Source organism: Actinocorallia sp. API 0066, assembly GCF_020991275.1.
GTDB lineage: Bacteria > Actinomycetota > Actinomycetes > Streptosporangiales > Streptosporangiaceae > Actinocorallia.
In genome coordinates this window covers 176,261-190,204 of sequence record NZ_JAJLQY010000002.1, presented here as the reverse complement: position 1 = coordinate 190,204, position 13,944 = coordinate 176,261, and the positions used below count along the sequence as shown (strand labels likewise).

General features: G+C 73.0%; 11 protein-coding genes. 6 read left to right on the top strand and 5 right to left on the bottom strand.

Annotated features, from left to right (window positions below):
• Window positions 1-78: 78 nt before the first annotated feature.
• The 3 genes from LO762_RS05665 to LO762_RS05655 all read right to left on the bottom strand — a co-directional run bounded on the left by LO762_RS05665 (window position 79) and on the right by LO762_RS05655 (window position 4,318).
• The gene (locus tag LO762_RS05665; RefSeq protein ID WP_230613130.1) at window positions 79-1,917 is read right to left on the bottom strand and encodes a substrate-binding and VWA domain-containing protein; all 1,839 of its coding nucleotides are present in this window, start codon (window positions 1,915-1,917) and stop codon (window positions 79-81) included.
• 99 nt (window positions 1,918-2,016) lie between these two features.
• A complete protein-coding gene (locus tag LO762_RS05660) occupies window positions 2,017-3,159 on the bottom strand; it encodes a CoA transferase (RefSeq protein ID WP_230613129.1) in 1,143 nt (380 codons plus the stop codon).
• Window positions 3,160-3,178: 19 nt separating this feature from the next.
• A complete protein-coding gene (locus LO762_RS05655) occupies window positions 3,179-4,318 on the bottom strand; it encodes a CaiB/BaiF CoA-transferase family protein (RefSeq protein ID WP_230613128.1) in 1,140 nt (379 codons plus the stop codon).
• Between the two features lie 145 nt (window positions 4,319-4,463).
• On the opposite strand from LO762_RS05655, the gene LO762_RS05650 reads away from it, so the two are divergent.
• The gene (locus tag LO762_RS05650) at window positions 4,464-5,363 is read left to right on the top strand and encodes a phosphorothioated DNA-binding restriction endonuclease (RefSeq protein WP_230613127.1); all 900 of its coding nucleotides are present in this window, start codon (window positions 4,464-4,466) and stop codon (window positions 5,361-5,363) included.
• A 64-nt stretch (window positions 5,364-5,427) separates the two neighbouring features.
• A complete protein-coding gene (locus tag LO762_RS05645) occupies window positions 5,428-6,153 on the top strand; it encodes a M50 family metallopeptidase (protein ID WP_374201534.1) in 726 nt (241 codons plus the stop codon).
• A 91-nt stretch (window positions 6,154-6,244) separates the two neighbouring features.
• Here LO762_RS05645 and LO762_RS05640 read toward each other — a convergent pair whose 3' ends face one another.
• Complete coding sequence (locus tag LO762_RS05640; RefSeq protein ID WP_230613126.1) at window positions 6,245-7,282, bottom strand: DUF6777 domain-containing protein; 1,038 nt, start codon at window positions 7,280-7,282, stop codon at window positions 6,245-6,247.
• A 119-nt stretch (window positions 7,283-7,401) separates the two neighbouring features.
• On the opposite strand from LO762_RS05640, the gene LO762_RS05635 reads away from it, so the two are divergent.
• Window positions 7,402-9,033 carry a serine/threonine-protein kinase gene (locus LO762_RS05635; RefSeq protein WP_230613125.1) on the top strand — a complete coding sequence of 544 codons (1,632 nt, stop codon included), beginning with the start codon at window positions 7,402-7,404 and terminating at the stop codon, window positions 9,031-9,033.
• Here the strand turns inward: LO762_RS05635 and LO762_RS05630 are convergent.
• On the bottom strand, window positions 9,030-9,965 hold the full coding sequence (locus LO762_RS05630; RefSeq protein ID WP_230613124.1) for a cation diffusion facilitator family transporter: 936 nt from the start codon (window positions 9,963-9,965) through the stop codon (window positions 9,030-9,032). The genes LO762_RS05635 and LO762_RS05630 overlap by 4 nt on opposite strands.
• A gap of 134 nt (window positions 9,966-10,099) precedes the next feature.
• Here LO762_RS05630 and LO762_RS33045 point away from each other — a divergent pair, with 134 nt between their 5' ends.
• The 3 genes from LO762_RS33045 to LO762_RS05615 all read left to right on the top strand — a co-directional run bounded on the left by LO762_RS33045 (window position 10,100) and on the right by LO762_RS05615 (window position 13,918).
• Entirely contained in the window at window positions 10,100-11,062 is a 963-nt protein-coding gene (locus LO762_RS33045) for an SWIM zinc finger family protein (protein WP_304523612.1), read from the top strand.
• Between the two features lie 346 nt (window positions 11,063-11,408).
• Window positions 11,409-12,833: a DUF5691 domain-containing protein gene (locus LO762_RS05620; protein ID WP_230613578.1), complete on the top strand. Its 1,425-nt coding sequence runs from the start codon at window positions 11,409-11,411 to the stop codon at window positions 12,831-12,833.
• 2 nt (window positions 12,834-12,835) lie between these two features.
• The gene (locus tag LO762_RS05615; protein WP_230613123.1) at window positions 12,836-13,918 is read left to right on the top strand and encodes an AAA family ATPase; all 1,083 of its coding nucleotides are present in this window, start codon (window positions 12,836-12,838) and stop codon (window positions 13,916-13,918) included.
• The last annotated feature ends 26 nt before the right edge of the window (window positions 13,919-13,944 follow it).

The following is a 13,944-nucleotide window of genomic DNA, read 5'->3' as shown; positions in this document are numbered from 1 at the left end:
CGCCGGAGCCGAGTCCCCCGGTCGCAACGCGGCGACTCCTCAAGGTAATCAGACGGGTACGTCAGGTGGTGGGAGAATCTAGAAATTCGACGTGACGTTGCCGATCACTTCGTCGATCGTGGCGGCGTCGCGCGCGTCGTACGCCTTGGCGTCGGTCGCCTCGGCGATCCTGGCGAGCACCTTGTGGTCGGCCCCGTCGGAGAACCCGATGGTGAACAGCCGCACCCCGCTCTCCCCGTCGAGCCTGCCGAGCAGCGCCTCCAGGGTGATCGAGTTGCTGTCGTCGTTGACGCCGTCCGTGAGCAGCACCACCGAGTTGATCGCGTCCGGCGCCCGGTTCTGCTTGACCCGGGTGAAGGCCGCCAGCGCGGTGTCGTACAGCCCGGTGTCGGTCTTGGGCTGGAGCGCGCCCACGGCCTGCTTCAGCCGCGCCCGGTTCTGCGCGACGGAGCCGATCGGGACGAGTTCGCGGTAGTCGCGGTTGCCGTCGATCCTCGTGGCGAACTCCCACAGGCCGACCTTGTCCACGCCGATGAACTGGTCCATCGCCTTGGTGAGCGACGCCTTGGCCAGTTCCATCCGGGTCTTCCCGGTGCCGGGCACCTGCTCGACCATCGAGCCGGACACGTCGACCACCCACAGCACGTTGGAGCGCTTGCGCAGCGACTCCCAGCCGCGCAGCACCTTGTCCAGGACGGCGGGCTCCGGCGGCGCGAGCATCTTGGTGGGCTGGCCGGGAAGCAGGCCGTTGTCCTCGGTGATGAGGTTGGTGACCTGGTTGTCGTAGCCGCGGAAGGCGTCGCGGGCGAACCGCTTCTGGCCCTCCGTGCCGCGCAGGAACGCAAGGAAGTCGTCGGCTATCGCCCGCTTGCCGGGATCCATGGTGCCGAGCGCGACATACGGGTGGTCGGAGACGATCGTCCCCTCTTCGGGGTAGATCGCCACGAGCGGGATCTTGGGCGGGGAGTGCTGGCCCTCGCTCACCCGGTTTCCGGTCGGGTTGCCCTGGTTGTAGTAGCGGACCGACATCTCCTCGACCGCGACGGCCGACACGTAGCCGAGCCCCTCCCCTGCGTCGTCGGCCCTCTGCAGGCCGGAGAGGAACGTCAGCGTGGTGTCGCCGTAGTGGACGATCGAGCTCTCCACGTCACGGACGAACGCCTTCACCGAGGAGGCGTCGACGTCGGAGGCGGTGAGGCTGCCCGGGGTGCCGCCCGCCGCCTTCTCGGTCGCCGCGAAGTACGCGCCGACCGTGGCGTTGAGTCCCGACGTCGAGTAGTTCGGGTTGGTCTTGCCGAGTTTGAACGGACCCCACTCGGGATGTCCGTACATGCCCCAACCGCGCGGGTCGCGCGACAGCTTGAGGATGTCGGACCAGCCGATCGCGCTGTTCGGCCAGCCGAGCGCCTGCGCCATCGGCCGCGGCATCGCGATGACCAGCGGCGACACCGCGACGCCGGGCGTCTCGGCGGGCAGGAAGTCGATCTTGCCGGACTGGCTCAGCCGGTGCCGCAGCAGGCCCACCCAGGTGGAGGCGGCGGGCGTCCACACGTCGGGCCGCGGCGCGCGGTCCACGGCGGGGTCCCAGCCGCGCGCGAGCGCCGCCATCGCCTCGCCGGACGACTTGGACTGCACGGCGATCTGCGCGCAGACCCCGTTCACCTCGGTGCCGGAGTACTGCTCGGCGAGGTCCTCCATGACGCCGAACTTCTCCGGCGACGACGACACGTTGAGCGTCACGCCGTCGGCGCCGCAGCCGCCGCGCTGTCCGAGCACGTAGAAGGCGACGCCGCCTCCGACGACGAGGACGGTCAGCAGGGCGACGATGCCGAGCACGAGCGGGCCGCGGCTCCTGCGCCGCGGCGGAGGCGGCGGCGTGTAGTACGGAGGCGGGGTGTAAGGAGGCGGGCTGTACAAGGGGTCCTCCAGACCAGGGACGAGACTTTGCGGCCCGCCCGCTCGGGGGGTTTGGGTGGTCTGACGCCAAAGTTATACAGGTGGTTCGGCAGGCGGGGGTCATCCCACGACGCGCCGTGCCCGCAGGTCGGCCACCTCGTCGGGTGAGATGCCCAGCCTGCCGAGCACCGTCTCGGCGTCGCCGCCGAGCACGGGGGCGGGGCGCGGCTCGCGCGGGACGCCGTCCCGGACGGGTGTGCGCGGCGCCCGGACGCGGCCCAGGCCCGGCTGGTCGATCGGCACGAGGAGGTCGTGGTCACGGGCCAGGAGCTCCCGGAACGTGCCGTAGCGGGACCACAGCACCGAGGTGTGCCCGAGTGCCCCGGCGGCCTCGTCGGCGGTCCTGGCGGCGAACCAGGGCTCGAAGAGGGCGGCCAGGCCCTCGCGGTGCCGGTACCTGTCGCCGTCGTCCGCGAAGTCGGCGCCGAGGAGCCGTTCCAGCTCGGCGAGGCGCTCGGTGGCGCCGGTGGCGGCGGCGAGGTCGTCGAGGTGCCTGCGCGACAGCGTGACGACCATGAGACGGCCGTCCGCGACGGCGAAGTCGCGCGCGAACCCGCCGAACAGGTGGTTGCCGATCCTGGGCCGGTCCACCCGGTTGAGTTCCGCCTCGCCCAGGAAGCCGAGGTTCCCCGCCGTCGCGAGAGCGACGTCGGACAGGGCGATCTTCACCGACCTGCCCTTGCCGGTGCGCATCCGGTGGTGGTCGGCCGCGAGCACGGCGACCGCCGCGTACAGCCCGCACGCGACGTCCCAGGCGGGCAGGACGTGGTTGACGGGCTCCCCGCCGAGCCCGGTGACGAGCGGGAAGCCCGTCTCGGCGTTCACCGTGTAGTCCACGGCGGGCCTTCCGTCGGGATACCCCTGGACGAGCACGTGGATGAGCCCTGGCCGCAGCGCGGCGAGATCCTCATACGCGGGCCTGGGTGTGTTCGCCAACACCACGCCCGCCTGCGCGGCCAGCCTGAGGACGAGGTCACGCCCCTCGGGGGTGCGCTGGTCCACCATGATCGAGCGCTTGCCCTTGTTGAGCGACGCCCAGTAGATCGACGCGCCCTCTTCGGTGACGGGCCAGCGCCGCGTGTCGGTGGCCCCGCCGAGGGGATCGACGCGCACCACGTCGGCGCCCAGCTGGGCGAGGGTCATCCCGCCCAGCGGGGCCGCGACAAAACTGGAGACCTCCAGGACCCGCAGACCGCTCAGCATGCTCCGAGCCTGCCACGGTTCAGCGTTGGACGACGGCACCGGACTCGAGGAGCTCGTCCACGTCCTTGAAGCCGAGGTCGGTGAGGACGGCCCTGGTGTGCTCGCCCGCCTGCGCGGGGGTGCCTGTGATCGTGCCCTGCGTCCGGGAGAAGCGCGGCGCGGGCGCGGGCTGCACCCTGCCGTCGGGGCCTTCGACGAAGACGTCGCGCTCGGTGTTCCACGGATGGGCGGCGGCCTCGCTGAGGCTGAGGACGGGCGCCACGCACGCGTCGGAAGGCACGAACACCTCCGCCCACGCGTCACGCGTCCGCTCCTTGAACTTCGCCGCGAACAGCGCCCTGTTCTGCTCCCAGTTGGCGAAGTCGTACTGCTTGGCCTCCTCCGGGGCGACCCCGAGCCGGTTCAGGAACTCGGCGTAGAACTGGGGCTCGATGGCGCCCACCGCCATGTGCTGCCCGTCGGCCGTCTCGTACACGTCGTAGAAGGGCGCGCCGGTGTCGAGGAGGTTGGTGCCCCGGTTGTCCGTCCACAGGCCGGACGCCTGGAACGCGTGGATGAACGTGGACAGATGGGCGGTGCCGTCCACGATCGCGGCGTCCACCACCTGGCCGCGGCCGCTCAGCTTCGACTCCAGCAGCGCGGCGAGCACGCCGACCACGAGGTACATGCTTCCGCCCGCGAAGTCGCCGACCAGGTTCAGCGGCACCTGCGGGGGGCCGCTGGCCCGTCCGATGGCGTGCAGCGCGCCCGTGATGGCGATGTAGCCGATGTCGTGGCCCGCGGTGTGGCTGAGCGGGCCCTCCTGGCCCCAGCCCGTCATACGGCCGTACACGAGCCGCTCGTTGCGGGCCAGGCAGTCGTCGGGGCCGAGCCCGAGCCGCTCGGTGACGCCCGGCCGGAAGCCCTCCAGGAGCACGTCGGCCTGCTCGACGAGGCGGAGCACGACCTCGCGGCCCGCCTCGCTCTTCAGGTCGACGGCCACCGAGCGCTTGGACCGGTTCGTGAAGTCCCGGTCGGCGGCGGGCCCGGTGCCGCCTCCGCCGGGACGGTCGATCCTGATCACCTCGGCGCCCAGGTCGGCCAGCAGCATCGCGGCGAACGGCCCCGGGCCGATCCCGGCAAGCTCGACCACCCGCACTCCGGACAGCGGACCAGCCATGTGCACACCCCTCACTCGCGGACTCACCCGACAGTGTGCCACGAAAGTAAGTGCTCGCTTTGGTCAGGGCCCGTCCGCACACTCCGACCAGCGATGTCAGGCATTACCACGACAAATACCGGTGGAGAGGTTTTACGATTGCCGCATGGAGTGGCTGGAGCTCATCCTGAGGTTGCGCCGCTGGACCGACAACGGCACCCGCGACCCGCACAAGGCGCTCCTCCTCCTTTACGCGTTGGGGCAGCTCCAGCGTGTCGGATACAAGACGATCCGCTACCGCGACGCCGAAGCCGTCCTGGACGGGATGCTGAAGGAGTTCGGCCCTCCCCGGCCCGCCGCGGCCGGCTACCCCTTCCACCACCTGGCGGCCGACGGCCTGTGGGAGGTCGCCACCGCGTCCGGAGGGCCCAGCACGTCAGCCGACCGGTCCGCGCTGCTCGCAGGCGACGTCCACGGGCGGCTCCACCCGGGGTTCGCCCGCGACCTGCTCGCCGACCCCGGCCTTCTCGCCCAGGTCGTCAGGCTGCTCCTGGACACCAACTTCGAGGGCGGCCTGCACGCCGACGTGTGCGCGGCCGCCAACCTCATGCCCGAACTCGCGCAGACGGCCGCGGTGGCCGCCTTCGACAAGGGCGACCTGCCCACGGCCAACCGCGACCCGATCCTCCGGCAGAAGATCCTGCTGGCCTACGACTGCCGCTGCGCCTTCTGCGGCTTCGAGGGCTGGATAGGCACCACCGTCATCGGGCTCGAAGCCGCCCGGCTGCGCTGGTGGGCGTTCGACGGACAGGACGACCCGACCAACTGCCTGTGCCTGTGCTCACTGCACCACAGGCTGTTCGACAAGGGCGTCCTCGGCCTCACGCCCAACGGCAAGATCCTCGTCTCCCGGCAGTTCGTCGGCACCACCGAGACCTCGCGCAGGCTCGTCACCGACCTCTCCGGACGGGTCTTCCACCCGCCGCAGCCCGGCTTCGCCCGCCCCGACGCGCGGAACATCGCCTGGCACACACGGCAGGTCTTCCGGGGGCCGTCGCTGACGTGACCTGCGGCGAACACGGGCACCGCGCGGGGCGTCATACCCTGAGCGCACACGGAGGGCGGAAAAGGTGACGTTCAGCGACTTGTGGCAGGAGCAGGCCGTTCCCGAACTGTGGATCACCGGGATCGCGGCGGTGGTGGCCCTCGTCCTCGTGCTCTACGGGCCGGCCTGGCGGCTCGCCCGCAACGTCGTCACCATCGCGCACGAAGGCGGGCACGCCGTCATCGCGCTGGCGACCGGACGCAAGCTCGACGGGATCAGGCTGCACTCGGACACCTCGGGCGTCACCGTCTCGCGCGGTCGCCCCGACGGCGCGGGCATGGTGTTCACCGCGCTCGCCGGGTACACCGCGCCACCGCTGCTCGGCCTGCTGTTCGCGTGGCTGCTCGGGATGGGCCGGATCACCCTCATGCTGTGGTTCGCGCTCGCGCTGCTCGCGGCGATGCTCGTGATGATCCGGAACGTGTTCGGCGTGGTGTCGGTCGTCACCACCGGGGCCATCGTGTTCGCCGTCTCCTGGTTCGGCTCGGCCGAGATCCAGGGCGCGTTCGCGGCTTTCGGCGCGTCGTTCCTGCTGTTCGCGGGGGTGCGGCCGGTCATCGAGCTGCAGCGGCTGCGCGCGCGGCGGCAGGCGCCCAGCTCCGACGCCGACCAGCTCGCCCACCTCACCGGGGTGCCCGGTCTGGTCTGGGTGTTCTTCTTTGGATTTGTCGCGGTCGCCGCGCTGGCGGTGGGCGGCGGGCTGCTGATGCCGCCGGACGTCGCGCTGCCCTTCGGCGACGGCGGCGCGTGAACGTCGCGCGCCTGAGCGGGCCCGAGGGGCGCGCGGCCCGCACGGATCTTCGCGGGGTCCGGGCGGGGCGCGCGGCGGGCTCAGGCGGCTTCTAGGGGCTCGGCGTGGTCGGCACCGGATCGTCGGGCGGGGTCTCGGGTGCGGGTTCCGGGTCGGGCGGGTCGGGTGGCGTGGCGGTCTGGGGTGGTTCGTTCGGTTGTGCGGTGTCGGGGCCGGGCGGATCCCCGGTGGGATCGGTCGTGGTGACGCCCTGCGCGTCCTCGGGCGTCGTCGTCGGGATGCCGGTGACGTCCTCGTCGTCCGGCGGGACGCCGGTGGGGGTGCCGGTCGGGTCGGCGGGCGGCGGGGCCTCGGTGGGCGTGGCGGAATCCGTCGGGCCGGAGACGCCCTGGTCGTCACCGCTCGGGGCGGTGGGCGGCTCGGAGGCGGCGGCCGGAGGCACCGGCTCGGGCTCACCGTCGGCGTCGCCCTCGGTGCCCACCGGGCGGTCGAAGGCGGTGCGGCCGTCGCGGTCCACAAGCTTCAGCTCTTCGATCTCCTGCCGGGTGGGACGGACGACCGTCACCTTGTCGGGAGAGAACTGTGGCCATGAGGCGCCCTTGTAATCACTGTCATGGACGGGCAGATCAGGGTCGGGCGCGGAGAGCGGATTGCCGCAATTGCACTTGACCACCGGAAGACCCTTGGCGTTCACCATGACCGCAATTCCCGCTTGCAGAAGCGCGTTCATCTTTGTCGCTTTTCCGGCGCGGTAGCCGTGGTTCGTCACGAGGGTGTCCGTGCGCAACAGGACGGGCGTGAGGTCCGCGACGAACGCCGCGATCCCGTCGGGCGCGATGCCCTGCGCCTCGGCCCAGGCCCGCGCCTTGCCCTCGTCGCCTTCGAGGAACCTGACCAGGGCTTCCTTGTCACAGACCTTGTCCTTGCGGGTGCCTCCGTACAGGCCAGGGGCGTCCCCCTCCTTGTCCCCGCCCGCCGCCGCGAGCCTGCTGATCTTGGCGTCGTCGGTGCCTTCGACGTGCGTGTAGGCGTCCGGCCCTGGATCGCCGACCGCCAGCCTGGTGATGACCGCCCCGGCGTCCCCGCACGCCGTGACCATGGTCAGGAACAGGGCGGCGAGAAGAACCACCGCTCTCGCCCTCGTCTTCATCCGGTCCCCCGTCTGGATTTATGTAAGCCTTTCCTCTTTGATGTCTCATAGATGGGGGAAATATCCAATTGCCACCGGTGGCCGGGGAGGGACGAATCGTGCGCGCGCTCCAACCGGGGGACCCGGAGCGGCTGGGCGGCGTCACCCTCCTCGGGCGGATAGGCGAGGGCGGGCAGGGCACCGTCTTCCTCGGCCGGACGAGCTCCGGCGACGTCGCGGTCAAGCTGCTGCACGCGCGGCTCAGCGACGACCCGGTGGCGCGCGCCAGGTTCGCCCGCGAGTCGGCGACGCTCCGGCGGATCGCGGGCTTCTGCACCGCGCGGGTGCTCGCCGCCGACCTCGACGGGGACCGGCCCTACATCGTCAGCGAGTACGTGCCGGGGCCGTCGCTGCACCAGCTCGTCAGGGCCGAGGGGCCGCGCGGCGAGGACGCCCTCATGCGGCTCGCCGTCGGCACCGCCACCGCCCTCACCGCCATCCACGGCGCGGGCGTCGTGCACCGCGACCTGAAGCCGCCGAACGTCCTCATGGCATCCGACGGTCCGCGCGTCATCGACTTCGGCATTGCGCGCGCGCTTGACCACGCGGGCCTACGCACCATGACGGGCCAGCTCATCGGCACCCCCGCCTACATGGCGCCCGAACAGTTCACCGGCTCGTCCGTGGGCCCGGCCGCCGACCTCTTCTCCTGGGCCCAGACCATCGTCTTCGCCGCCACCGGCCGCACCGCCTTCCCCGCCGACACCCTCACCTCCCTCATCGAAGCCATCCGCTCCGCCACCCCCGACCTCACCGCCGTCCCCACCCCCCTCCAAGCCCCCCTCACCGCCTGCCTCGCCAAGTCCCCCACCGACCGCCCCACCGCCCACCAACTCCTCTGGACCCTCCTCACCCTCCGCCCCCCAAGACCCCACCCCGGACAACCAAGCGACGACGAACAGAACCGGCACGGGCATGAAGACGCCGCGCCGGACGCCGGTCCAGGGTGGGCCGCCGAGACCCGCGTGGAAAGGCGGAGCGACGAAGACGCCCGGACCGGCCACACGGGAGGCGCGGCGGCGCGAGGCGACGAGACCCGAGTGGAGAGGCGGGACAGCGGCCCTGGGGGTGGCCAGGCGGGGGTCGGTGGGCAGGGGCGGGCCGATGAGGTGTTGACGTGGGACTTTGGGGGGCGGGGGGTGCGGCGGGACGAGCGGTTCGGGCGGGGGCGGCCGTTGGGGGCGGTGCGGCGCGGGCGGCCGCCGGGGGTGGCGGTCTCGGCGGAGGACGTGACGAAGGACTTCGGGCGGGTGGCGGGGCTCGGCGGGACGGCGGCCGTCCCCCAGGAGGAGGCGGAGCCCGTTGGGCGGGGGCGGCTGCGGCGGAGTTGGGCGCTGCTGGCGGGGCTGCTGCTGGTGACGGCGGTGTCGCTGCTCGACCTGGCGTCGCTCTCGGTGGCGGCGGGCGGGCCCGTCACGGAGCTGAGCCAGCGGTGGGCGCTGGTCCTGGCGACGGGCTACGCGTCCCTCGCCGTCGTCACCCTGTTCGGCGTGGCGGCCGCCTGGCGCGGCTACCGCTCCGGTGTGTGGACGATCATCGCCGTCCGCGCGGTCAGGGTCGGCCTGTGGGTGGCGACCCTCGGCCAGGTGCCCCCGCACCCCGCGACCCTCGTGCTGCAGACGGCGTCGCCCGCGCTCGTCGTGCTGCTGCTGCTTCTCGCGCTCTCCCTGGGCCGCGAGAAAGCGCGCTAGAGCGGCGCGCCCACCGTCGCGTGCCCGTGCGCCGCGCAGCGCACGTCGGCGCCCTCGGTGTGGTCGACCTCGAGCGTCGTGTGGGTGATGCCGTAGGCGTCGCGCAGAAGGCGCCGCGCCTGCCTGCGCACCGCGTGGCAGTCGCCGCCGGGCCGTAGGAGGAGGTGCGCCGAGAGGGTCGGATGCCCCGACGTCACCTCCCACACGTGCAGGGCGCGCACCTCCGCGACGTCCGGGAGCGCCGCCATGACGTCCGACATCTCCGCCGCGTCCATGCCGTCGGGCGTGGCCTGCATGAGGACCCTGCCCGCGTCGCGCACCAGCCCCGCGCCCGCCTTGACCATGAGCGCGGCGACGACGAGGGACGCGACGGCGTCGGCCCGGTTCCAGCCCGTCACCATGATCACCGCGCCCGCCGCGGCCGTCGCCACAAAGGCGAGCAGGTCGTTGAAAATGTGCTGGTACGCCCCTTCGACGTGGAGTTTTGAACGGTCTGCCCGGCGCAGCAGCCACGTCGCCGCGAGGTTCACCGCGATCCCGGCGAGCGCCGTCGCCAACACCATCGCGCCCTCCACCGGATGCGGGGCGAGGAGCCGCCGCACGCCTTCGACGGCGAAGTAGGCGGCGAGCAGAAGCAGCGTCAACCCGTTGAGTTGGGCGGAGAGGATCTCGGCGCGTTTGAGGCCGTAGGTGAACCTGCCGGAGGGCGGCCGGGCCGCGATCCGCATCGCCAGCAGCGCCGCCGCGATCGCGAACGCGTCGGTGAGCATGTGCGCCGCGTCGCTCAGCAGCGCCAGCGAACCGGCGGCGACACCGACGCCGACCTCCGCCGTCATGAACACGACGATCAGCGCGAGCGCGCCGCGGAGAAATCTGCGATCCCCGTCCGCCGCGACCCCATGCCCGTGTCCGTGCCCGTGACCAGCGCCCATCCGCCCACCCCCTGACCGGCAACAATAGCCCGGCGCCGCCCGCCCGCCCGGCGTTTGCGCCGGGCACGCGCGCCTCGCGGAATCGGGCTGTGGACAACCCGATTTTGTCGGTGCCGGGGGCTAGATTCGACAATGTGAGCGAACGAGAGCTGGAAGCCGAAGCGGGCGGCGCGCCGCGGCGGTCGGGCGCGGCGGAGCGCCGGGCCGAGCGGGTGGACGACGGGATCGCCGAGTTCGGCAGGTGGCTGCGCGACCAGGTGTCCCGCGGGCTCGCCGCGGCCGAGCGCGCCCCCTACGCGCTCTGGGACGACGCCGCGCGCCGCCTGGTGGACGCCCAGGCGGGCGCCCTCGCGGGCCAGGTGAAGACCCTGGCGTCGGTGCCGCGCGGCGGTGGCCGCTGGCCGGAGCACCTGCTGGAGGAGTACGGCCTCCTGCATCTGCTGGTCCGCGCGTACGCGAAAGCCGAGTCCCTCTCCCCCGGCCTGCGCGAGACGGTGCGCACCCGGATCGGCTACACCACCCCGCGCGAGGAGGTCCTCGCGGGCCCGCACGTCCGCGACACCTGGTCCGTCCTGGGCGTCCGCGAGACGCAGGCCGACAACCTCAGCACCCGCCGCACCTGGCTCCGTGGCACCACAACGGGCAGGCCCGCCCTGCTGCTCTCCTTCGCCGCACCCGGCCGAACCCACGATCCCACCCCTCCCCCCGGCACCGAGGTGGACGCCTCCCTCGCCTTCCACCCCGCCGCCCAACCCCTCCGCGCCCTGATCGCCCACCAACACGCCCCACCCCGCCCGGCCACCCCCCAGGGCACCTCCGTCACCACCCTCCTGGCGGAGTACGCCACCGCCCTGGCCCGCGACCCCTGGCTGGACCACTGGCCCACCACCCTGACCAACGTCCGCCTGGCCCGCACCACCCCCCTCCAGATCGTCGACCCCGAAGGCGATGCCCTCCCCCTCCACACCCCCTCCCCCTGGCACCTCCTGGCACTCTCCGGCGGCACCCCCTTCACCCTCACCGGCGAATGGACCCCCACCGGCCTCCACCCCCTCACCGCCCACCACCCCGAAGAAGGCTTCCTCTCCCTCCCCTGACCCAAGGAGCCCCCATGCCCCCCACACCCCAGGACCACCACCTCACTGGAGCGCCCACCCCAGAGCACCACCACAGCGCACCCCCACAGGTCACACCCCACCGCGCGCCCACCGTGCCAAGCCTCACCTCGCGAGGCCGCCGTCTCGGTGGGGCGCCTGCCGTGCCAAGCCCCGCATCGCGAGGCCGCTGCCTCGGTGGGGTGCCCGGGGTCAGGGCGGGTGGAGGGTGTGGCCGGGTGTCGGCGTTGGGCGATGGGAGGGGGGCGTGGTGAGGGGGGTCTGGGAGGAGCATGTGGTGGTGGCGTTGGTGGGGACTCGGCGGAAAGGGGTGCCGGAGTTGGGGGAGGTGGAACTGGGGGAGCGGGATCCGGCGGCGCGGCTGTTGGATCAGGCCGGGTTGCTCGCGGTGCGGCGGCGGGCCGGGATGCGGCCTGGGACGGCGGAGGCGGTGGCGCCCGCGCCGTCCGAGGAGGTTCCCGTGGTGCCTGAGGCGGCGCGGGGGCGGCTCGGGCTGCTGTTGGCGGGTGACAGGGCGCGGTTGCTGCCCGAGTGGTTGGAGGCGGTCGCCGTGCGCGGGTTCAGGGTTCCGGCGCGGTACCTGCCGGAGCTGCTCGACCGGGGCAGGGCGGACAGGGCGTTGCGGCCGCTGGTCGCCCGAGCCGCCGGACGGCGTGCGGCGTGGCTCGCCCTGCAGAACCCGGACTGGGCGTACCTGCTGACGGAGTCCGAGGCGGCGGCCGAACCCGTCGCGGACTGGGAGCGGGGCTCGCGCGGCCAGCGCGTCGCCGCCCTCACCGTCGCCCGCCGCACCGACCCCGACGCCGCCCGCGCCCTCCTCCTCCGCACCTGGACGGGCGAGTCCGCCCTGGACCGGGCGGCCTTCCTGGCGACGTTCACGCACGGCCTGTCCGACGCCGACGAGGAGTTCCTGGAACGCGCCCTGGACGACCGGGGCAAGGACGTCAGACGCTGCGCCGCCGACCTCCTGGCGTCCCTCCCCGGCTCGGCCTACGCCCGTCGTATGGCCGACCGCGCCCACGCCCTCATCCGCCTGGAGGGCACCCCCGCGCGCCGCCACCTGTCCGTCACCCTCCCGGCCGAACACGACGACACCATGGCCAGGGACGGCATCCCGTTCCACCCGGCGGGCTCGTTCGACCCGTCGGCGGCGCGGACGGGGGTGCGCGCCGCCTGGCTCCGCGAGATCCTCTCCCGCACCCCGCTCGGCACCTGGGCGGAGCACCTGGGGCTCGACCCGGAGGCGGCGGTGGCGCTGCCCGTCGCCGACGACTTCGCCCGCGACGTCCACCTCGGCTGGTGCCGCGCCGCGCTCCGGCAGGGCGAGGCACGCTGGGCGCGGGCCCTGCTACGCGAGGGCTTCATCGTGGACGAGGCGGACTCCCCCACGGCGCTGCTGGCACTCCTCCCGGAGCCGGAACGCTCGGTGGAAGCCGCGGCCCTGCTCGCGGCCGCCGAAGACCCGCCGCACCGCCTGCGCCTGCTCGGCCACCTGCCGGGCCCGTGGGAGGGCCCGCTGGCCGACGCCGTCCTCGCCCCGCTCGCCGGGGCCGCAGGCGACGACGCCCGGCACGTCTCGCAGCTGTGCAGGCTCGCCGACGAGCGGCTCACCCCGGCCAGCGCGGAACGGGTCCGCGACCTGGCTGCGGCGCACCCGAGCTGGCCGCTCACCGAACTCGCCGACACCCTCGCCTTCCGCCACCGGATGCTCAGCGAACTCGACGAACCCGACAACCAGGACAAGGAGCAGTGAACATGGGCGAGGTACTGCGGCCCCACGCGGAACAGGAGTACGCCGCCGAACTCGGGCGGCTCGCCGAGCTTGACGACAGGCCGCGTCCGCCGGGCTGGAAACTGTCGCCCTGGGCCGTCACGGAGTACCTGCTGGGCGGCGAGCTGTCCGACGGCACCGTCATCACGCCCAAGTACATCGGGCCGCGCAGGCTCATCGAGGTGGCGGTCGCCACCCTGGCGACGGACAGGGCGCTGCTGCTGCTCGGCGTGCCCGGCACCGCCAAGACATGGGTGTCGGAGCACCTCGCCGCCGCGATCAGCGGGGACTCCACGCTGCTCGTCCAGGGCACCGCGGGCACCCCCGAGGAGGCCGTCCGCTACGGCTGGAACTACGCGCGGCTGCTCGCCGAGGGCCCGTCCCCCCAAGCCCTCGTGGAGAGCCCTGTGATGCGCGCCATGCGGCGCGGCGCCGTCGCCCGGGTCGAGGAGCTCACCAGGGTGCCGTCGGACGTCCAGGACGCGCTCATCACCGTCCTGTCGGAGAAGACACTCCCGGTGCCGGAGCTGAACACCGAGGTGCAGGCGGTGCGCGGCTTCACCGTGATCGCCACCGCCAACGACCGGGACAGGGGCGTCAACGAGCTGTCCAGCGCGCTGCGCCGCAGGTTCAACACCGTGGTGCTGCCGGTGCCCGCCTCCGCCGACGACGAGGTGGAGATCGTCTCCCAGCGGGTCGCCCAGCTCGGCAGGGCGCTGGAGCTGCCGGAGCCGACGACGGGCCTCGCCGAGATCCGCAGGGTCGTCACCGTGTTCCGGGAACTGCGCGCGGGCCTCACCGAGGACGGCCGCACCAAGGTCAAGACCCCGAGCGGCACGCTGAGCACCGCCGAGGCGATCTCGGTGATCACCGGCGGGATCGCGCTCGCCACCCACTTCGGTGACGGAGTCCTGCATCCCGCGGACGTCGCCGGAGGCATCCATGGCGCGGTCGTGCAGGATCCGGTGTCGGATCGCGTCATCTGGCAGGAGTACCTGGAGACCGTCGTCAGAGAGCGGCCCGACTGGGGGGACTTCTACCGGGCCTGCCGGGAGGTGTCCGCCTGAACTAACCGCCCTCCCGACCGCTTCCC